The sequence below is a fragment of the Paenibacillus sp. FSL W7-1279 genome, from assembly GCF_037969845.1.
Taxonomy (GTDB): domain Bacteria; phylum Bacillota; class Bacilli; order Paenibacillales; family Paenibacillaceae; genus Paenibacillus_AQ.
Map to the genome: position 1 here is coordinate 3,305,474 of NZ_CP150215.1, position 22,011 is coordinate 3,327,484.

Annotated in this window: 14 protein-coding genes; all 14 read left to right on the forward strand. The window is 48.9% G+C overall.

What is annotated here, in order from left to right; genetic code table 11:
* Nucleotides 1-8: 8 nt before the first annotated feature.
* A complete protein-coding gene (locus MKY82_RS14740; RefSeq protein ID WP_339296424.1) occupies nucleotides 9-1,808 on the forward strand; it encodes a sensor histidine kinase in 1,800 nt (599 codons plus the stop codon).
* A complete protein-coding gene (locus MKY82_RS14745; RefSeq protein WP_339296425.1) occupies nucleotides 1,792-3,369 on the forward strand; it encodes a response regulator in 1,578 nt (525 codons plus the stop codon). Before MKY82_RS14740 ends, MKY82_RS14745 begins: the two co-directional genes overlap by 17 nt.
* A gap of 33 nt (nucleotides 3,370-3,402) precedes the next feature.
* Nucleotides 3,403-5,727: a glycoside hydrolase family 3 N-terminal domain-containing protein gene (locus MKY82_RS14750; protein ID WP_339296426.1), complete on the forward strand. Its 2,325-nt coding sequence runs from the start codon at nucleotides 3,403-3,405 to the stop codon at nucleotides 5,725-5,727.
* A 193-nt stretch (nucleotides 5,728-5,920) separates the two neighbouring features.
* Nucleotides 5,921-6,481, forward strand: coding sequence for a TetR/AcrR family transcriptional regulator (locus tag MKY82_RS14755; protein WP_339296427.1), 561 nt, complete (start codon nucleotides 5,921-5,923; stop codon nucleotides 6,479-6,481).
* Between the two features lie 38 nt (nucleotides 6,482-6,519).
* Entirely contained in the window at nucleotides 6,520-6,915 is a 396-nt protein-coding gene (locus tag MKY82_RS14760; protein ID WP_194542436.1) for a YvaD family protein, read from the forward strand.
* 347 nt (nucleotides 6,916-7,262) lie between these two features.
* Entirely contained in the window at nucleotides 7,263-8,255 is a 993-nt protein-coding gene (locus tag MKY82_RS14765; RefSeq protein ID WP_194542437.1) for a helveticin J family class III bacteriocin, read from the forward strand.
* Between the two features lie 83 nt (nucleotides 8,256-8,338).
* Nucleotides 8,339-9,157 (forward strand): endonuclease/exonuclease/phosphatase family protein, encoded by an 819-nt coding sequence (locus MKY82_RS14770; protein ID WP_220685448.1) that lies wholly within the window; start codon nucleotides 8,339-8,341, stop codon nucleotides 9,155-9,157.
* Nucleotides 9,158-9,366: 209 nt separating this feature from the next.
* Nucleotides 9,367-10,779: an extracellular solute-binding protein gene (locus MKY82_RS14775; RefSeq protein WP_339296428.1), complete on the forward strand. Its 1,413-nt coding sequence runs from the start codon at nucleotides 9,367-9,369 to the stop codon at nucleotides 10,777-10,779.
* A gap of 59 nt (nucleotides 10,780-10,838) precedes the next feature.
* Nucleotides 10,839-12,602, forward strand: coding sequence for a sensor histidine kinase (locus MKY82_RS14780; RefSeq protein WP_339296429.1), 1,764 nt, complete (start codon nucleotides 10,839-10,841; stop codon nucleotides 12,600-12,602).
* A 9-nt stretch (nucleotides 12,603-12,611) separates the two neighbouring features.
* Nucleotides 12,612-14,240, forward strand: a complete 1,629-nt coding sequence (locus MKY82_RS14785; RefSeq protein ID WP_339296430.1) for a response regulator — start codon at nucleotides 12,612-12,614, stop codon at nucleotides 14,238-14,240.
* 13 nt (nucleotides 14,241-14,253) lie between these two features.
* Complete coding sequence (locus tag MKY82_RS14790; protein ID WP_339296431.1) at nucleotides 14,254-16,506, forward strand: glycoside hydrolase family 95-like protein; 2,253 nt, start codon at nucleotides 14,254-14,256, stop codon at nucleotides 16,504-16,506.
* Between the two features lie 291 nt (nucleotides 16,507-16,797).
* Nucleotides 16,798-19,128 carry a helix-turn-helix domain-containing protein gene (locus MKY82_RS14795; protein ID WP_339296432.1) on the forward strand — a complete coding sequence of 777 codons (2,331 nt, stop codon included), beginning with the start codon at nucleotides 16,798-16,800 and terminating at the stop codon, nucleotides 19,126-19,128.
* A 153-nt stretch (nucleotides 19,129-19,281) separates the two neighbouring features.
* Nucleotides 19,282-20,949 (forward strand): extracellular solute-binding protein, encoded by a 1,668-nt coding sequence (locus tag MKY82_RS14800; protein WP_339296433.1) that lies wholly within the window; start codon nucleotides 19,282-19,284, stop codon nucleotides 20,947-20,949.
* 84 nt (nucleotides 20,950-21,033) lie between these two features.
* Complete coding sequence (locus tag MKY82_RS14805) at nucleotides 21,034-22,002, forward strand: ABC transporter permease subunit (protein WP_071220961.1); 969 nt, start codon at nucleotides 21,034-21,036, stop codon at nucleotides 22,000-22,002.
* Nucleotides 22,003-22,011: the final 9 nt, after the last annotated feature.

The window sequence follows — 22,011 nt, forward strand, 5'->3', positions numbered from 1 at the left end:
GAATGGACATGCGCAGCAGTTTTGGCTGGATCGGGAATTATGGTCTGAAACAGAAAGCACTGGTCATTTTCCTCTTTTTTGTCATTTTGCCTACGCTTGGGGTCGGCGTCCTTGCTCAAGACAAACTGAACGAAGTGCTGCGGGGCCAATTTATCCAATCAAGCCAGCGCAGTCTGGAGATTGTAACGAGTCAACTGGAAGAGCAAACGACGATGATTGAGGATATAGCCGATTATTTGATACTGAGCAATGACATGCGTCAATATTTGCGGCTGGATCCACCGCCGGAGAGCGAGAGAGCGGAACGGTTGAAGCAAAATCTCGAAGGTTTCCTGACGTTTCAGTTAATGTCCAAAAATTATATCAAATCGATATCCATCACCGGCTTTAACGGCAATTCCATCGAGATGGGCGAGCCGATTCACGGCAACGAAGAATCATGGAACCAGCTCGCGGACGAGCACAAAGGCGGGATCGTGTGGAGCAGTGCCTATCCTTCAACCAGCGGTTGGTATGGAGAAGTAAGCCTCGTGTCCTTGTTCCGTGTACTGAACTCCTACGACGAGATCACACTGCCGCTTGCCCGGCTCGTGATCCGTATGGATGAAGCCAGTATATTCAAACAGCTTCAACGGGGGTTAACGCGGGACGAAGGGATGGTATTCATCGTGGATTCCGATGGACGGCCTGTTCTGCCCTCCAAAGACAGGTTTCCCTTGAATATCGGCGATGAGGCAGCGTTTAAGGATATCGTAACCGCAGGGACGATGGGCACGTCTACTTACCGCCATGACGGTAATGAATATTTGACCTTTCATCAACGGATGGAAAACACCGACTGGAATATCGTTTCCATGGTGCCCAAGGCTGCGCTGGATCAGGATCTACGCGGCGTAACCATATTGATGCAGGTCATTCTCGGCGGGATTCTCCTGTTGGGTTTATCGGCCTTGATCGGCTTCCACTATACGATTATCAGACCGATCCTGCGCTTGAAGATTGAGACCAACCGGGTAAAACTCGGCGATTTCTCCGCCAGGGTCCCTATTCGTTCCAAGGACGAGATTTCCGAATTGAACCGCAGGTTTAATGATATGGTATCCACGATTCAAGAATTGATCGAGCATAAATACAAGCTGGAACTGCGGGAGCGCGAATCGGAGCTGCGTCTGCTTCAGGAGCAGATGGATCCGCATTTTCTCTATAACACGCTCGATATGATCCGCTGGACCGCCAGGCTTGAGAAGGCGAGCGAATCCAGTCAGCTCATCGAAATCTTGTCTCGATTCTTGCGTTCCAGCCTGAACAATGGCCAGTACGAGACCAGCCTGGCAAAGGAAATGGAATTTGTGCGCTCCTATCTGTATTTGCAGCAGAGGCGGCTGGGTCCAAAACTTAAATACGCGCTTTACATGGAATATGATCTGGCAAATACGCTAACTCTGAAGGCTACCATTCAGCCATTGGTTGAGAATTTCCTTAAGCATGGCATCGATCGGGGGGAGCCGGTAGCAAAAATATCGGTCAAAGCATACAAGCGTGAGGATGAAATGTGGATCGACGTACAGGATAACGGGCGCGGAATGGACGATGTGACCTTAGAGGAGGTCCGGGAGACTCTCCGTAACGGGGCACAGACCGGTCACAATCGAGGAGCGCTCTGCAACATCCATGAACGTCTGTACCTATTTTTCGGAGAACGCTACGGTCTGGAAGTAATCGAGGCTTCAACGCAAGGTACCTTGATTCGCCTCAAGCTCCCACATTCTGAAACCTACGGTGGTGAATCGCATGATGCAACACGATAAGACAGTAAAAATGCTGATCGTTGATGATGAACCCGTGATCTGTCAAGGCCTGCGCTATACGATTGATTGGGCGGATCATGGCGTTGAAGTCGTTGCGGAAGCCTATGACGGCAGTGAAGCGCTGCAGGTGGTCCAAGAACAAGAGATTGATTTGGTGCTGACGGACATCCGGATGGAGGGAATGGACGGTCTTCAGCTTACTAAGGAGCTGAAGCGCTGCCACCCCCAGATTCGGGTCATCATGATCAGCGGTTATGAGGAATTTGAGTATGCACGCCAAGCCATCAAGCTTGATGTAACCGATTACTTATTGAAACCCGTTGATATTGAAGAATTGGTGGCGGTCGTGGCTGGAATCGTGGAAGACGTTCGCCGGAAGGATACCCGTCTTGATGGTTCAGTGAAGGATGCCGAGCTTTGGCTTGCCGAAATGGCCGCGCCGTACGAAACTTCAATAGCTAAGCCTGTGCCTCCATATCTACTAACCAGTGCCGAGTATAAACTCATAGCCACGCAGCTGGAGAAGTACTCGAACCTCGCGGCTTCCGTGACCGAACAGGATTTTGCGATACTTCAGCAATTGTGGCTGCATACGATACGTGATAATCTGGAATCATGCGGAGTCCGTCACGTATCCGTATTCGTGCATAAAAATTTGCTGATGACCCTGCTGATGACGGATCAACCGCTATTGAAAGGGCAGTGGGATGAAATCCTGCAAAATATGCTGGATTCTTGGCCGAAAGAGCATCGCATGTATTGCGCGGTATCGGATGCCTACACGTCCTTGGGCCAAACCGCCGCCATGTGTTCGGAAGTTCGAAACCTGCTGCCTTATCATGCTTTGGATAACTGCCCTTTACTGGATTGCGCATATAAGACCAAAGTGGATAACGGCCGGGTGCTGCGCGATTTTGACAGTGCGGACATGGTCTCGAAGCTGTCCGTGGCGTTATTCAAGCAGGATGCTGATATGCTGGAAGAGCTGGTGCGCGGCATGTTCCAATTTTTCCGCGATCAGCGCTATCTATTGACGGATATGGTGAAGGTCTGTGACGAATTATCGATTATGCTGCGGCAGCGCCTTCGGCAAAGCGGGCTGACCCAGCTTGAGCATGGCCTGGAAAGGGCGTTCGATCTGGACGTATACAATCATCCCGAGGCGATCCGGCAGGTGATATCCACGGAAGTGTTTGACCTACTGCAGCTCATCGACAAGGTTGGCATCGACCGATCGTTCTGGATCATTGAGAAGGCCAAGAAGTATATGGCGGAACATTATCTTAGTGACCTGAAAGCATCGGAAGTGGCCGCGTATTTGAAAATTACACCGAGCTATTTCAGCAATATTTTCAAACAAAGCACGGGAAAAAGCTTCAGCGAATACATGAACGAACTGCGCATTAACGAGGCGAGAAATCTGCTGTTGACGACGCAGGACAAGGTGTTTGAGATTGCAGATCGCGTCGGGTATAAAGAATACAAGTATTTTGTATCCGTCTTCAAACTGTACACGGGAATGACACCCAAGAAATATCGGGTCTTGAATATCAAAGAATAAGCATACTGACCAGATTGGAAGGAGAAGGGGAAAATGGATAAGTATCGGAATGCGGCACTTCCCGTTGGCGAGCGCGTAGAGGATTTGCTGTCGAGAATGACGCTGCGCGAGAAGGTCGGGCAGCTGAACCAGCACTTGTACGGCTGGATGGCATATCGGCAATGCGAAGGGACTGAAACGGAGTTTGAACTAACCGAATTATTCAAAGAGCATGTCGAGTGGGGAGCAGGCATGGGGGCGTTGTACGGACTGTTCCGGGCGGACCCTTGGTCCGGAGTGACCTATGAGAACGGGATTCCTACGCAAGACAATGCCAAGGTAGCGAATGCCATACAGCGCTATGTGATCGAACACAGCCGGCTTGGCATTCCTGTTCTTCTCTCGGAGGAATGTCCCCATGGTCATCAGGCGCTTGACGGAACGCTTCTGCCCGTTAATACGGCTATCGGATCGACGTGGAATCCCGAATTAATTGAACGCGCCTATTCCCATGTGGCCTCCGAAATCCGCAGCCGCGGGGCTCACATCGGCTTGGTATCGGTACTGGACATCCTGCAGGATCCGCGGTGGGGACGCTCCGAGGAGTGTTACGGGGAAGACCCGTACCTGGCTGCGCGGATGACGGAAGCGGTTGTGCACGGCATGCAGGGAAGAGAGCAAGAAGAGTGGAAGCGCCCGGACAAGGCGGCAGCCGTGCTCAAGCATCTGTGCGCTCAGGGAGCAGGGCAGGGCGGTCGCAATGCAGGACCGGTTCCCGTTGGCGAGCGGGAGCTTCGCGAAATTCATCTGCCGGCTGCGCAAGCCGGAATCAAGGCAGGAGCGGCTGGGGTCATGGCGGCCTATAATGAGCTCGATGGCATTCCATGTCATGCCAATGATAAGCTGTTAACCGGCATTCTGAGAGATGAATGGGGATTCGATGGGATTGTCATGGCGGATGGAACGGCCATCGACCGTTTGGTAGCCATAACGGGAGATTATGAGTCGGCGGCAGGACTTGCCCTGTCATCCGGGGTTGATCTTAGCCTGTGGGACAAGTCGTTCACCACGCTTGAACAAGCGGTGAAACAAGGGAAGGCCGATATGGAGTACATCGATCGCGCGGTGGCTCGAGTGCTTCGGCTTAAATTCAGACTGGGACTGTTCGAGCACCCATACATAAACGAAGGCTTGGCAGCTGCAACCGTCAATAATGCTGCCGCTAAAGACTTGAATGCATCCGTCGCAAGAGAAGCGGTTGTGCTGCTCAAGAACGACTCAAACATACTGCCGCTGAATAGCGGCCGGATCAAACGACTGGCGGTCATCGGCCCTAACGCGGACAGGCTTTACAACCAGCTTGGAGACTACACCAGCGTTCAGCGCGAGGGCAGCGGAGTCACGGCGCTTCAAGGCATTCGGATGGCTGCACCCGCAGGCACGGACATTGTCTTTGCTCCCGGATGCAGCGTGCGAGGTATGTCCACGCATGGCCTACCCGAGGCGGTTGAAGCAGCCCGTTCCGCGGATGCGGTCGTGCTCGTACTTGGCGGCAGCAGTGCCCGTCAATTCGGAGATACGTTTGATAGTAATGGTGCAGCCATTGTAGCTGAAGGGGATCCGACGGAAATGGATTGCGGTGAAGGCGTCGATCTAGCCGATCTCCGATTAGGCGGCATACAGGAGCAATTGGTCCGGGAAATTCACGCGCTCGGCAAACCAGTTATTACGGTGCTCATTCAGGGACGTCCGCTGGCCATCGGCGAGGTAGCTGAGCTCAGCGATGCACTGCTGTGTGCCTGGTATCCAGGAAGCGAAGGAGGCCGCGCCATTGGCGAGATCCTGTTTGGACAGGTGAATCCCAGCGGCAAGCTTTCCGTATCCATACCACGCTCCGTGGGTCAATTGCCGGTTTATTATAATCAGAAGAACGCTGGACAGCCTCGTCCCTATGTCGATATGCCGTCCAAGCCGTTATATCCGTTCGGATTCGGTCTTGGTTACAGCATGTTTGAATACGGAACTCCAACGATTTCGCAGAAGGAAATGACGCTGGAAGAGCTTCGATCCGGAGGCCGGGTCGAGGTCAGCGTGGAAGTGAGAAACAGCGGAGACATGAAAGGACTTGAAACTGTACAGCTCTATATTCAAGGCGATCAATCAGGGATTACCCGTCGTTTGCGGGAATTAAAGGGATTTAAGAAGATAGCGCTAGAGCCTGGTGATGTAAGCACCGTCACCTTCGAGCTTGGCTTCGAGGAATTGGCTATATGGAATCGAAACATGGAATTCGAAGCAGTCCCTTGTCGAGTCAATATCGTAGTGGGTGCCCATTCGGATTGGGAAACCGGTATTGTTCAGTTAAGGTTAAAGTCATAAAACGAAGCTGAAACAAAAAAAGGGTTCTTAAACATTAGCACGATGCATCGATACTTGGAGGCAGCATGTAACGCTGTCTCTTTTTGTCGTGAATGTGCACTTTCGTTGACTAGAAGAAGAAATTGGGATATGATTTTAGAAATTGCGGAAAACATTATCGTTTTATTATTTTCCGAACAGGGAGGTGTGCCTATTGAAAGAGCGAATTGTTGCGGCGGCAAGCCATGAAATCAAGAGAAGAGGATTACGCTTTACGATGGGGGACCTTGCCAAACGACTGGGTATGAGCACGAAGACGCTGTACGGATGGTTCCCTTCCAAGGATGTGCTGATTGCAACGATTCTTCGTGAGGCCATTATCGAACTTCAAGAAAAAGAAAAGGACATCATGACTAATCCTGAACTGACTACGCTCGATAAACTTAAGCGATGTCTTATCCTCATTCCGACTGATTTTCAGTTTATCGGATTAAACCTCATAACCGAGCTTCAGCGTTATTATCCTGATCAATGGAAGACGCTGGATGAATTTCTGAATAAACAGTGGGAAAGCATCACTGAACTATTTGAAGAAGGAATCAATCAAGGTTTGTTACGCCCGTTTAATACCAAAATTTTTATTGATTTGTATGTTGGAGGCCTTTATCGCTTAATTGAGGACTCGTCTGAAAATAAAAGCAGCATTACGCTTCAGGAGAGCCTGCGGGATATGGGAGAGATCCTGTTAACCGGTATTATTCAGAAGGAAGTTTGAACGATCATTTATTCATTAAGGAGAAGAGAGGGTATCACTTGAGTAAATCATTAAAAGGTCTGTTTTTATTTACGGATATCGGATTTATTTTGTATTGGGTCATCACTGCACTAGCGTTAATTCCCAAGGAATATTTATATCAGGATTATACCAATGAGCTGTTAGTAGCCTGGAATTGGTCGTTCTTCCCGCTCGATATATTCATTTCCATCACCGGAATGTACAGCATTTACCTACATAAACAGATGAATATAAAGTGGAGAAGCGTTGCCTTAATCTCGCTCATCCTGACATTTTGTTCCGGACTGCAGGCGATCGCTTTTTGGATCATAAAGTCCGATTTTGACATCATGTGGTGGACGCCTAATCTGTACCTCATGTTATATCCATTGTTCTTCATCCCAAAACTGCTTGAGACCAAAGAGCCGTGTTAATTCACGGTTTTTTGATTTTCGTTTTACAAAGATCGGATGAACATTCGATAAAAGTTACTGCCGACCTCTTCTGAGCGCTGGCGAAAAAAAGGGCTAAAGGACCATGCGATTCGTCTAACTTTAAGTATTTTATACACGGGAAATTCCTGAGGTACATGGTAAACTCAATAGTGGATCCCCCATTTTTTGTAATGAAGCAGAAACTTGATTGGAATGAAACGATGTTTCTGTATAAAGAGAGGAGGAAGATATCCTATATCATGGCAAAAATGCCCGCATGAACCTTGTCTTTCGTGCGTTTTCGGGGGCAGTCCAATTTCTTTCCTACTATTAATGGAGGTGTATTGATGGTTGACGTTCAAGGGTTGAGGCATATGAATAGGCATTTAAAAATGCTAACGTCCGCAATACTTGCAGCTCTCGTGTTTTGTTTGTCCGGATTGCCCGCATTCGCGGCGACTCCTGAGAAAACAATCAACGCTTCAGCAACGCTCGCCTACAACTTAAAGGGACTTAATCATAATGTGGCCGTTCAGAAGGCTTATATCGCGGATAAATATCTCTATGTCACGCAGCGGTCGAAGGGAAATTGCTATCTTTCAAGATTGCTCATTAACGGGAAAGACGCTACTTATGTAGATGAAATGACCGTTACGAATACCGGCCACTGCCAAACGCTGGATATGTATACGTACAATGGCATCAATTACTTTTACTTTAGTTCCAAAGCAGATCCTTCAACGGATTATTACTGGTCGCTGCAGGTAGCTAGGCTGCAATATTCGGCTGGCAAGACCGTGGATTATACGGATTTGCATCGCTTCACCTACATGAATTACGCCAATAAAACGGGGGCAAGGCTTGGTGAGACCTACCGTGTGGATGGCGGCGGCAACAGTACGCATACGGTGTTCCGGGTTCAAACCAAAGAGGGAACCGTAACATGGTCGATTTATGACACGGTCGCACTCAATAAGCTTCTGGACAGTAATGAACAGGTGCGAATGGACAGCGCAGCTGCGGTTAACGCCGCCGTTGGCAGCTTTACGCAGTCGGGCAGTGCGATCGTAAGGCCGAACGGATCCTTCCAGGGGGCCGATATGCTGGGTCAGACGAAAATATATACGTCAGGCGGTGCCGAAGGCGATATCCCGCAGATTGCCATGATGACCAACGCAGGGACATTCAAAACCCTCGTGAAAATAACGAATGTGGGGAACCATGAAATCGAGGGCGTACAGACAAAGAACGGCAATGTTTATTTTACGATCGTTACGGACCCGGTAAACAAAAGAGATACGCAAAAAGTGTATTACGTTCCGGATAGCATATTTAATTAACTTCCACCGAGTTAGCCTCTGATAACTGTAACAACAGTAAATTTAGCATAGTTGGCATTCGACTATGGAAGGGAGATTTGTCCATGAAAAAAGGCTTCGTCTCGTTTATCGCCTGCCTGTTGTTTGTTCCGATGTTTACAACGGGGGTGCTGGCGGCTGGAAAAGGACAAGGCAAAGAAGTAAGCACAACGGTGATGTCTTACAATATCCATCACGGAGTTGGATTGGATGAGCAGCTAAGCCTGCAAAGAATCGCCGATGTTATCCGTGATTCCGGCGCAGAGATTGTCGGCCTTCAAGAAGTGGACCGGTTTTACGGGGAACGAAGCGACTTTCAAGACCAAGCGAAGGAATTGGCAGGTTTGCTCGGATATCACTATGCTTATGGTGCGAATCTAGATCTGGAACCTGCGGAAGGTCAGACGAATAACCGCCAGTATGGAACAGCCATCGTAAGCAAGTATCCGATCCTTCGATCCGAGAATGTGCTGCTGAGCAGCTTCGGGAAGGAGCAGCGCGGTGTTCTACACGCTGTTGTCAATCTGAAGGGGATCCACGTGGATGTGTACAACACGCATCTTGGATTGGATGTCACCAGCAGAACGGCACAGGCGCAAGAAATCATTGAGCTTGCATCAGCTTCTGAGGGACCAGCGCTGCTGATGGGCGACTTCAACGCAGAACCAAACAGTTCAGAGTTTAAATTGGTGCTGGACAGCGGTTTATTCGTAAACAGCTTTCAGGGAATCGAAGATGCCTATACGTTTCCTGTAATCAATCCGTCGGTAACGATCGATTACATTCTGACCTCACCAGCTGTACAGCATTCGAATCAGCGCGTGATCCATACGGAAGCTTCGGATCATCTGCCTATCGCAGCCGAAGTATCATTCAAGCGTTAGGCCGTTTGGGTAAGCTTAAAGTTTAGGTTCGTGCATGATATATGCAGGACATAACAATGGTCAAGAGGCTACCACCGGGCATTTGCTTGGGGTAGCCTCTTTCATATGAGGAGATGAATCGATATTCTTCCCTTTACAGTTTTTTTACCGTTCTGTCTATATCCACAAAATAGGTTATGCTACGATACAAGCACAAGGAGGGAGCGTGCATGATCATCTGGAGATTACCGCTGGTTGCATTGATGTGCTTGAGCATAACCGTAACGGGGTGCATGCAAGGTGGCAAAGGGCAGGGCTCTGGCCGTATACTTTCGCAATCAACGGCATCAGATATGGCTGGTCCCCCAGAAAAGACAAAGCTGAGATTCTGGTCAACGGGGCGTCATGACGCGAATTATATCAAAGAGGTCATTCATCGTTATAACGAAGAGAATAGCGATTTAATTGAGGTTGAGATGACGGTTATGGCAGATGATTTTGCCCAATCGCTAGATTTGTCATTTGCCAGCGAGCAATCACCCGATATCTTTACCCCGATCGATCTCGCTGAAATGTCCCGAAAAGGCTATGTGGAGCCGCTCAACCCATATTTAACGCCCGAGATCAGAAACAGGTTCGGGAAGCAAGCCTTCATCGAAGGATACAACGTCTTTGATCCATACATATACAGCCTGCCTAACAGCGGATCAACCTTGCGGCTTATTTATAATGCGGAGCTGTTTAAGCGGGCAGGCATAACCTCCCCTCCGAAATCGCTTGACGAGTTGGTGGAGGCGGCAAGTCGAATCACCGAAATTGGAAAAGCGGACGGCATTTACGGTTTTGCCCTCCCCTATAAAAATCCTGCCAGCGCTCTCGGCCGGTCAGCCGTTCCGATCGCGGAAATAAGCGGAATCAGCGGCGATGGATATGACTTTTCGACAGGCAGCTATGATTTCTCAGGCTTTATACCGATTATAAGCGCATTTCGGACCATGATGGAGAATGGCAGTACGCTGCCGGGATCGGAATCTCTGGACATCGATCCGCTTCGGGCACAATTTGCCGACGGGAAGATCGGGATGTATCTGTCTTATTCTTCGGAACCCAGCATTTATAAGTATCAGTTTCCTGCGAAGATCCAATGGGGAGCTGCTCTTCCCCCATCGATTGACGGGACCTATAAAGGAGTGATCAACCAGGGAGTTGGAGCGACGAGGTGGTTGTCGATTAGCAGCCAGTCGAAGCATAAGGAGGAAGCTTGGAAGTTTCTCCGTTATATGTATAGCGATGAAGTACTGATTGGGTATCAGGAAGCCGGACTCGGCATTTTGTCCGTGGAGGCGATAGCCGCTAAAGCCAGGAAACCCGATATCGACGGCATCACCAGCTTCTTCCCAGGTGAGTATGACGGAATATGGCCTGCATCGCCTCAAGGATTCAAGCCCAAGGGTAAGGAGTGGGAGGACGAATTCGTAAAGTTCATCATGATCGGAGGGGATCTTGATTCATTGGTTGAGGATCTGAACGCGCGTTACAACGCAGCATTAGATCAGGAACGGGCCGCCGGCAGAGTGGATATGAAAGCCATTCCTTCCTTTGACCCGCTGCATCCTCAGGATGTCTCATGGCTAAGCGATTGATCTACATTAACAAACAACTGCTGCCACAGCCGAAACATAGAGACGGAGGATGTTGATCAATGCTCTACCGACTATCGTTCAGACGCCGAATCTGGATCGCGTTTATGCTCATTGTCATTTTTGCGGTTACAACCGCAGGCGCGTTAAGCTACATGATCGCGGAGGAAGTTGTAAAGGACAATGCCTATCAGCTTAGTCAGGAAACGATTCATAAAACATCCAAGGTGTTGGATGAGAAGCTGAATCATGTCACGCAAGCGGTTTACTCAATGATGGTCAATACGGCTTACCGAAGAGCGTTGGGAATGGACAGCAGCTACTCGGAGGCGGAGAACTACTATACACATTTGTCCGGGCTGCAATCGACTTTTGTGCAGACCAAGCTGTATGAACCTATGATCGATTCTATTCTTATCGCCACGCGTGAGGGTGACTATTACCAGACAAGTCAGCAGCGTAACTTCTCCTATTCGTTCTATGATTCGGAGCTGTATACGCATATCAAAAGCGAGAAGCGCAAATTATGGGTGGCCGGTCATGAGGACCGTTTCTTTTCCAGCCGGGAGAACGTCATTTCTTTTGTGATGGAGGGCATACCTTCCCATTATATCGAGGATATTTTCGTTGTAGCGAATGTCAAAATCGACTCGATTCGATCCTTAATTGCCTCGGAGGATAAAAATCGCAAGCAGTTCCATCTCTTAGCCTCCTCCGATGGGAGCGATGTGCTGCTAAACGATTCCATCATCGCGGATACGCTGAAACATGAGCCTAAATACAGGGAGGCCTTGACTGCTGAGCAGGGTAGCTTTGAGTATTCGGATCAAGGTTATGAGTACCTCGTTAACTTTACCAAGCTGGGGGGAGTGAAGGAGTGGACGCTATTCAGCTTCCTGCCTAAATCAGAATTGATGAAGCAGATGGACAGCATTAAGCTGACTATTCTTGGGGTTATCACGGGATGCTTGCTTGTGTCGTTTGCTTTTGCGAATATGCTGACCCGTTTGCTCATAAGACCGTTAAGCCACTTGCAATCACTAATGAAACGGGTGGAAATGAGCGATCTTAACGTACGTTATGAAAGCGAATACAATGATGAAATTACGCAGGTCGGTTATCGCTTTAACCGGATGCTGGAAGAACTCAATGAAATGTTTGATGTTGTGAAGCAGGCAGAGAAGGAAAAACGCCAGTCCGAGATGAAAGCCCTGCAAGCTCAAATTGATCCTCACTTTCTATATAACACGCTGAACACGGTTTACTGGAAGTGCCAGTTGAATCAATTGGAGGATGTTCAGGAAATGGTGTTGTCCTTATCACAGCTGTTTCAGCTCGGCCTCAATCGCGGCAAGGAGGAGACAACGCTTGCGCATGAGCTTCAGCACGTGGAGCAGTATTTAAACATTCAGCAGAAATGCTACGAAACGCTCTTTACCTACATGATCGAGGTTGATCCTTTAGTGGATATGCAGCAGCCGATCTTAAAAATCATACTGCAGCCGCTGGTTGAAAATTCAATCCTGCACGGCTTTAACGATCGCAATGAGGGTGGCTTCATACGGATTCAGGTGAAACAGGATAGCTCTTATCTGTACTTCATCGTTGAAGATAACGGTATGGGGCTGAACGAAAAGAATACAGCTGATCCACTCCTTCGACAACCGTCATCCTCAGCTGGATCGGGTTATGCGTTATATAATGTCCGGTTGCGATTGCAGCTACAGTACGGTAGCTCGGCTGATTTGCACTTGGAGAGCGAACCTAATGTATGTACCCGAGTTTCGATTATCATCCCCCGTTACCCACAACTCGAAGGGAGTTGACTCAAGCCGATGAGCGCAAGAACGACAACCATATGCTTTATTGATGACATTCAGAGTGTCGTTGATGGCATATCCAAGCAAATCAACTGGGAACATCATGGGATATCCGTAAGCGGGACGGCAATCAATGGAGAAGACGGACTCCTGCTGATCACCTCGTGCAAACCGGATATCATCGTGACCGATATTCGAATGCCGAAGCTCGATGGTCTGGAAATGACCCGACGTGTCAAAGAACTGCTGCCTCGCAGCAAGGTCATATTGATGACAGGATTCAGTGATTTTGAATATGCGAAGCAAGCGGTTCAGCTTGGGGCGTTTGACTTCATAACGAAGCCCTTTTCACTGGCTCATATCGAGGAAATTGTCGTAAAGGCCAAAAAAGAAATTGAAGCGATACGAAATCAAGAGGATCATATCGCTGAATTAGAGCAGCGGGTTCAGGAGAGCATGCCGTTCCTGCGTCAGGAATTGTTCACGTTGCTGTTGCATCATAAGGTGAACGAACAGGAGGCGGAGCAGCGGTGGGAATATGTGAAGCCGGATTTGGAGTCCAGGCATTTGCTTGTCATGATTCTTGAAATCGACGGATTTGCTGACAAGCATCGAGATTCGCCGATGAATGAACTGGAGCTTGCCCGGTTTGCATTGAAGAATATTACGGAGGAGACCATCGCTTTGTATACAAAGGGGATGGTATTCCGGGATTCGGCTAACCGCCTAGTGGCGGTGTTGAATACACCGTTATCAGCTTCAGCGGCGGCCATAGCGGAGGCGTGCTGTCAGCATGTCAGATTATATACTTCCTTAACGATTTCAATAGGAATTGGCAGCCCCGTAACGTATATCCATGAATTAAACTCATCGTACGATCAGGCTTTGCATGCCCTGTCATACCATTTCTATACCGGCGGCAACGCGGTGATTTCATACGAAGATATAGCTAATACTGAAATCTCCCTGTCGCGCAGCATACGGGCCGCAGAGCAGGAAATGGTATATGCCATACAATCCGGAAACGTCCGCCAAGCTTTACTGATGCTTGATCATATCCTGACTGAGTTTACGAACAGGTCGCCGCTTCCGAAGCCGGAATACTTCATCAGCTTGTACTATGAGCTGGCGTACATGATGCTAAGGGCGATTCAAGACAAGGTACCCATGAACGAACTATCCGATTTGAACATGATCGTTCGGGAAGGGCGGGTCAGCTCGGAGAGATCCTTAACGGACATGAAGAAGCTTCTGCATAGCATCGTGACGCTAGGCTGTGAACGCATTGAGAATCAGAACCGCTCCGCCGCCGCAAAAATCATCCAGGAAGCCATTCATTATGTGAAGTCCAATTTGGATCAGGACCTCAGCATAAGTACTTGCGCGAAGGCAGTTCATCTAAGCCCAAGTTATTTTGCCGGCTTGTTCAAAAAAGTGACGGGAATGGCATTTAGTCAATTTGTCACTCAAGAACGGATGGAGATGGCCAAACGGCTGCTCTTGGAGGATCGGCAAATCCAGGAGATCGCGGAGTCGCTTGGTTATGTGGAGCGGCGGTATTTTACCGACGTATTTAAAAAATATACGCAGATGACACCATCGGAATTCAAGCAGGCGCACATAAGAAACAACATTTCATTGTAATGGGAGGGATATCGTGACTACCCGCATTGAGAATGCCATTGACTGGCCCGTGTTTATGTCCAGACACGATATGGTGTGGACCACGCGTCCGATCAGCTGGGATGAAGGAGCTTTTCTTGGAAACGGCATGCTCGGAGCGATGATCTACAGTGAAGAACATCGGGATAAACGGAATGTGCTGCGTTTTGTGCTTGGACGTTCCGATATAACCGCATCGCGTCCGGATGTAGAGGCTTTTCCTGTACGCGTGCCTATTGGCGAGCTTGCATTGGAGCTGGAGGGTTGGATTTATCAGCCCTATGAAATGCGGCTGGAGTTATGGAACGCGGAGCTCCGGGCGGTTATACCGACTACGAAGGGTGAAGTCAGAATTCGTGCGCTTGTGCATGCATTGGCGCCCGTACTTGTCTTGGAGCTCGATGCAGATGAAGGTGAACGCCATGCGAAGCTGAAGTGGTACGCCTATCCGGAAGTTGACCCTATTTTGAAAAACGCGGACGGGATCAATCTCAACCAATATATACCTGATACCACCGTTCAGCATATAGAATCCGGTGAGGTATCGATCGGTATACAGGAATATGGAAGCGGGGATGGCTGCACTACGGCTTGGATAACTCACCGTCCTGACCAGACTGAGCAGGGGGTGGGAAGCTCGCATCGCCAGATCTGCATCTTAACCGTAATGAATGGCACGGACGATTTCGTTCGTGATCAGGCGATACGGGAACTTCGGGCTGTGCCGAAATCAACCTCAGGCTGGGAAGCTTGGATTCATAAGCATCGCAGGTGGTGGCATTATTACTATCCGGAAAGCTTCATTTCCATACCGGATCAGCAGTTGGAAAGCTTTTACTGGATACAGATGTATAAGCTTGCGTCTGCGACCCGGGCAGACTCATTCCCTATCGATAATCAGGGGCCGTGGCTCACATCGACGCCATGGCCTGGACTATGGTTCAATATGAACGTTCAGATGAGTTACTCTCCGATCTATACGGCCAATCGACTCCATCTGGGCATGTCGCTGATTCGTTCTTTGGAGGGGCATCAGGATCAATTGATCCGTAATGTTCCCGAAGCATACCGTGCAGACTCGGCAGGACTTGGTCGAAGCTCAAGCTATGATCTGAACAGTCCGGTTACGGATGAGGTGGGGAATTTAACTTGGGTGATGCATAACTGCTGGCGTCATTACCGATATGCCATGGATGATCAAATGCTGCGAAGCCTGGTATATCCTCTTCTGCGGCGCAGTGTGGGTTTATATTTGCATCTTCTTGAGGAAGGGCAGGACGGCCGTCTACACTTACCTCCCACAGTCTCACCGGAATACGGGTCCTTTAAGCAGGTGAAGACAACTGATACTCATTATGATTTAGCGCTGCTGCGCTGGGGATGTGAAACGTTGATCCGCATGGCGGATCAGCTTAGTGTTCATGACCCGCTTCATGACAGTTGGCGGGAAGTGCTAGAGCGCTTGGTACCTTTCCCGGTCGATTCATCCGGTTATATGATCGGCGAGGGTCAACGTATGGAATTCGGACACCGTCATTTCAGCCATATGCTGGCGGCCTTTCCACTGCATATCGTCGGCGATACCGAAGAGGAGAAGGAGCAGATTCTTCGCTCGCTTCGGCATTGGATCGGCCTTGAAGGAGATTTGCGCGGATTCAGCTTTACCGGAGCCGCCTCCATCGCGGCCAAGTTAGGTTTAGGAGATGAAGCTCTCGCGTATTTGCGAAGTTTAATGCATCTCATTAAGCCGAACACCATGTATAAAGAAGCTGGACCGGTCATCGAAACACCGCTGGCCGGGGCAGAGTCGATCCAAGATATGCTGCTTCAGAGCAGAGGGGAGCGGATCTATGTATTCCCTGCAGTCCCTAAAGAGTGGCCGGAGTCGGTATTCCATCAGCTACGGGCAGAAGGAGGCTTTCTTGTTAGCGCAGCTCGGGAGGAAGGGCGCACAGCTTGGATACATATTTGCAGTATTGCCGGAGAGCCCTGCCGGATCGTAACGGATATGGCCACTTCTGCGGACAACGACCTGGTCATTGACATCGGGGGAATCACGAGGAAGTGTCCAATCCAGGCAGACGGGACGATCGATCTGGCTTTGAAGACTGGTGAGGAAGCTTATATTTACAGAGCCGATGGGAGCGGATCCACTCGATTCCGCATCTCGCCTATCCCTGCTGAGAAGGGCAAATGCAATCTGTTTGGCAGTCGTAAACCGTGGAGATTGTATGGGATTCCCCAATAATCGGTAGATCATCGTAAAAACCTGCAACCGTTCTCCTCTCAAGAGCAGCCTTATCCCTATGAAGGCTGCTCTTGTTATCACCAAAGGCTATAAGTGTGTGTTCAAAAAGGTCGATTTTCAGCACCGAGAAGGTTGGATGAAGCTAGGGACGTCAGGAGCGGAGCGTACGTTTTGGGTACGTGAGCACCGGAAGGCCCGGCTGAATTCAAGATTCGATGCTGAACTGCTTCCTGATTCGCTTCGTGATCAAAAGCGGACTTTTTGAACAACCTCTATAAGGAGGAAAATCATATGTTCAGCATCCTTCGCAAATATAATCGCAGCGTCATTGTGGCGTGGCTGTTCTCTTATGTCACCGTATTAATGGTGCCGATTCTGATCAGCTTTGTGCTGTATTCATTCTCATACCACCAAGTGAAGAGCGAGACCAATCGGGCAAACGAATTGCTTCTTCAGCAGATGGAAATGTCCATTGACAGCAAGCTGAAAAGTCTGGAGCGTTTAAGTCTGGAAATCGCGCTAAACAAAGGGATATCGGCATTTTCCAGCGTGGAGTTACCACTTCGTGATCACCAGTATTACGATGTGTTCAGCATATCGGAAAGCCTGCGAACTTATAAAAATGCAAACGATTCGATTGAGGATATTTACGTCATGTATTTGAACAGTGATACAGTGATTTCAACCTATGGCCACACAAGCGGCAGGGGCCTCTATCAAAAACTGCGGCGAAATGACGAACCCTCCTATGAGAAGTGGATGGGACTGTTTGAGCAAAGATATGTAAACGGTTACAAATCTATGGAGTTTCAAGATGGCCTTCAGAGCTTCCCGGTGGTTGTATTTGCTCATTCCCTTGTATTTAATTCCCCTGCACAGCCCCCTGCTGTTGTCCTGTTCTTGATCAAGGATTCGAAGCTCATCGAGAGCGTTCCCCTGCAAAAGGATGCGAGTATGTTCATTATCGATACGGATAGTCAGTATATCGCTGCATCACGACAGGATCCGACCGTACCTGCTGGCCTGAATTATGAGCAGCTTCAAGGAGATAGCGGAATGATCTACATGGACTCGGGCGAGGGGAGGTTCGCCGTTTCCTATATTACGTCGCAAGTAACCGGATGGAAATATGTATCCGTACTGCCAGCAGCATTATTTAATGAGAAGATGAAAGATTTACGTCATCTGACATGGATCAGCATCGCCCTGAGCTTGTTTATCGGAGGGATCGTTACAGTATTGTTCTTACGCAGAAACTATATGCCGGTTCAATTGATGCTGCAAAGTTTATCCAAGCAATTCGGTCTGAGGTTTGACGCGGGAGCCAACGAATACTCGTTCCTGCAGGGGACGATTCAGCAGCATTTTCATGAAAAGGCAGATATGCAAACGGCGCTTCACAAACATCGCAATACAATACGAGCGCATTTATTGCGGCGTCTGTTAATGGGGTACTCCGATCATGATCAGTCTCTCCATACCACGTTGCCTGCTCACGATATTCAGTTTCATTCCAACCGATCTGTCGTCCTGCTGATATCGATTGATCATTATGGCAAGTTTGAGCAGTTTGGCATTCACGGGCTCCCGGATCAGAAGCAGCAAATGCTTTATTTCATATTGACTAACGTGCTTGAGGATACGGCTTCCGATGAAGCGCTCGTGTTTACAACAGAAGTGAACGATGCGCTTGCTTGTGTCGTTAACTTCAAAGCGAGCTTGTCAGAGGAGCAGGAGCAATGTGTGTTGAATCGAATACTGGCTCAGGTTCGCGAATTCATGCGAAAGCATATTGAAGCAGAGCTTACGGTGGCTGTGGGTCAGGTTCATTCGAGTTTGCATGGCATTGCCCTTTCTTATCAAGAAGCACAGGCCGCACTTGAATACCGGATTGTAATGGGGAGCGGACAGTTCATCCCATATACGGACACGCTTTCTGACAAGAGTATGCAAACCCGTCAATTTTATTATCCTTTGAGTGTCGAGCAGCAGTTTATAGGCTTGGTGAAGAGCGGGAGCTACGACAAAGCAGAAGCCATTTTGGATGATATATTCCAAGCCAATTTTTCAAAGCATCCGGTTTCGGTACCAATCGCCAAATGCCTGATGTACAACCTGGCAAGCACGATGCTGAATACGCTTGAGGAAGTGAAAGCGGGCAGCAAGCGAACATATGAAGAGCAATTCATCGATGCGGATCTATTGCTTGAGTGCGATCATGTTCCGGAGATGAAGGAGCGGATGAAACAGATGCTTTCGCAAGTCTGTGAATGGATTCTGGCCGAGAAACGGAATCATCACCGTTATTTAATCGAAGATGTCTCGCAGTATGTCCAAGAGCATCTGTATGACCCGAAATTGAATATTTCAATGATTGGCGACGCTTTTCAGATGACCCCCTCGTATGTATCGAGACTGTACAAGGAATTTACAGGAGAAGCCTTGCTGGATACCATTAACCGCCTCCGCCTGTCTAAAGCAAAAGAACTGCTAGTTCTGCAAAAGCTTACCGTCATTGAAATCGCTAACCAGGTCGGTTACTCGGATGTCAGCACGTTCCTGCGAATCTTTAAAAAATTCGAAGGAGTGACCCCCGGGAAATATCAAAAAGCCGCACTGTAAACCCGGATTTTGGAGGGAAATCCATCGATTTTTAAGGAATTGCCTGCGATTTTAGATTTTGTCTATGGTCAGGGACGCGGGTTTTATTGAACAATGACATCGGATAGGGCATCATGCTGGCCTAACCGCTACCTTAATCTTACAATCGGGGGAATGATGATGGTTCAACGTTTGCTGGTCAAAGACAGCTTGTTGCGAAATGTAAAGTCAGGACTGACCGCCATATTGTTAACAAGTCTGGTGCTTGCGGGATGTTCGTCGGGAAGTAAGAATGACACGCTGGATGCTAAGCCGAACGAGGCCGGGAAGGGTACAGCCACTGCAATCGGTTCATCGTATCCGCTAAATACACCCGAATCGATCACGTCATGGGAAATCTTGAACATGAATGCGGTAACCTTCTATTCCAACCTGGCCGATACGCCGTTTGGGAAAGCGCTAGCCGAAAAAACAGGAGTTCAGGTGGAGTATATTCATCCTAATGATCAGCAGACGGCGGAGCAGTTCAATCTAATGATCGCGTCCGATGAGCTTCCCGATGTCATTGAATACGATTGGACCGGACGAAGTGCGGGCTCTTATCCGGGCGGACCGGAGAAAGCCATTCAGGACGGTGTCATCCTGGAGCTTAATGATCTGATTGATCAATATGCCCCGAACTTGAAGAAGAAACTTGAAGCGGATCCGATGCTTGATCAAATGGTCAAGACAGATAGCGGCAAATATTATGTATTTCCCATGATTCGCAATCCATCCGGTCTCGTCTTCCGCGGTCCCATGATCCGTCAGGATTGGCTGGATGAGCTTGGTCTTCCAGTTCCAACGACCATAGAGGAGTGGGAGAAGACGTTAATTGCCTTTCGTGACGAGAAGGGTGCCAAAGCACCGCTAAGTGTCACTTACACCGGAGGGAACTTTGAGATCCGCGATGCTTTCATCGGAGCTTACCGCACCTCAAACTCCTTCTATGTCGACGATGAAGGAAAGGTGAGGTATGGTCCCATAGATCCGCAGTATAAAGATTTTCTGGCCTTATTCCGCAAGTGGTTTACGGAAGGATTGTTTGACAAGGACTTTGCGCTCACCGATACCAAAGCGTTGGACAACAAGATTCTCACCGGGCAGACCGGCGCAACGGTGCATCTTCTCAGCGGCGGCATGGGTAAATGGATGGATGCTATGAAGGCGCAGGATCCGAAATTCAAGCTGGTAGGAGCTCCGTATCCAACTCTCAATAAAGACGAAGTTCCCTTTATCGGACAACGGGATTTCAAGTACAATCCGGGACCAAGCAAAGCCATCACAACCGCCGCCAAAAATCCGGAATTGATCGTACGCTGGCTGGATTATGCCTACAGCGATGAGGGCGCGATGCTCTACAACTTCGGCATTGAAGGGGAGAGCTACACGATGGAGAACGGGACTCCCGTGTATACCGATTTGATTAAAAACAATGAGAAATATAGTCTGCAGCAGATGGTATCGCAGTATTCCAAGCCCAATGGACCTTACGAAGCGGATGAACGCCGGAATTGGAATACGTTCCCTGAGCAGGATGAGGCCGTGAAAGTATGGGCAAAGACGGATGCCGAGAAGCATATACTGCCTGGCTTCCTGACGCCAACCGTCGAAGAAAGCAAGGAGCTTGGCAAGATTCTAACCGAAGTAAGCAACTATAAAGAGGAAATGTTTGTTAAGTTCATTGTCGGCAAGGAGCCGATGGAGAGTTATGAGAAATACGTGGAGCAAATCAAGAAGCTGGGGATTGAACGTGCGGTTGAGATCTATCAAAGCGCTCTGGATCGATATAACAGCAGATAATGAATTGCGAGGGGAATGGAGCGAGCTCTCATCCCCTCGCTAACTTGAACCTTCAATAGACAGAACATAAGGAGTGAGCACGGCATGGCGAAACTTCCGCCTCCGACACGCACGTCAATTCCTTCTAACTCGGCAGGACTGGATCCTCGAAATTGGGGCTTGTTAAAGGACATTAGTAAAAATCGTTTCCTGTACATCATGTTAATCCCGGTACTCCTATACTTTGCGGTTTTTCATTATTTCCCCATGTACGGGGCGTCCATCGCCTTTAAGGAGTTCTCTCCACGTCTTGGCATCATGGGTAGTCCATGGGCCGGCTGGGAGCATTTCGAATCGTTTTTTAACGGCATTTATTTTTGGCGGGTCGTCAAAAATACGCTGTTAATCAGCTTTTATGAGCTCCTCTTTGGCTTTCCGGCACCCATTATATTGGCGCTTCTGCTAAACGAGGTGAGGAAAACCGCATTCAAACGCACGGTTCAAACCATAACGTATATGCCGCATTTTATTTCGCTGGTCGTTGTTTGCGGCATTATTAAGGAATTCACGATGAGTGACGGGTTAATCAACGATATTTTGGCTTTTTTCGGATGGGAACGGGTCTCTCTTCTGCTGGAGTCTGAATATTTCCGGACCCTTTTCGTAACCTCCGGAATTTGGCAGAACATCGGTTGGGGGACCATCATCTATCTTGCCGCCCTGGCCGGTATCGACCAGGAACAATATGAGGCCGCGAAGATTGATGGAGCCAATCGGTGGAGGCAGATGTTGAATGTGACTTTGCCAGGGATCATGCCTACGATTATCATCCTGTTCATTCTTGAAATCGGGAGGCTGATGAACGTTGGCAGCGAGAAAATCATCCTGCTCTACAACCCGTCAACCTACGATACGGCAGACGTGATCAGCTCCTATGTGTACCGGGTGGGGCTGCAGGAATTCAATTACAGCTTCAGTTCGGCGGTAGGGTTGTTCAATTCGGCCATTAATTTCACGCTTGTTATAGGCTCAAACTGGCTGAGCCGCAGAATGAATAAAACCAGCTTGTGGTAGGAGGTGAGG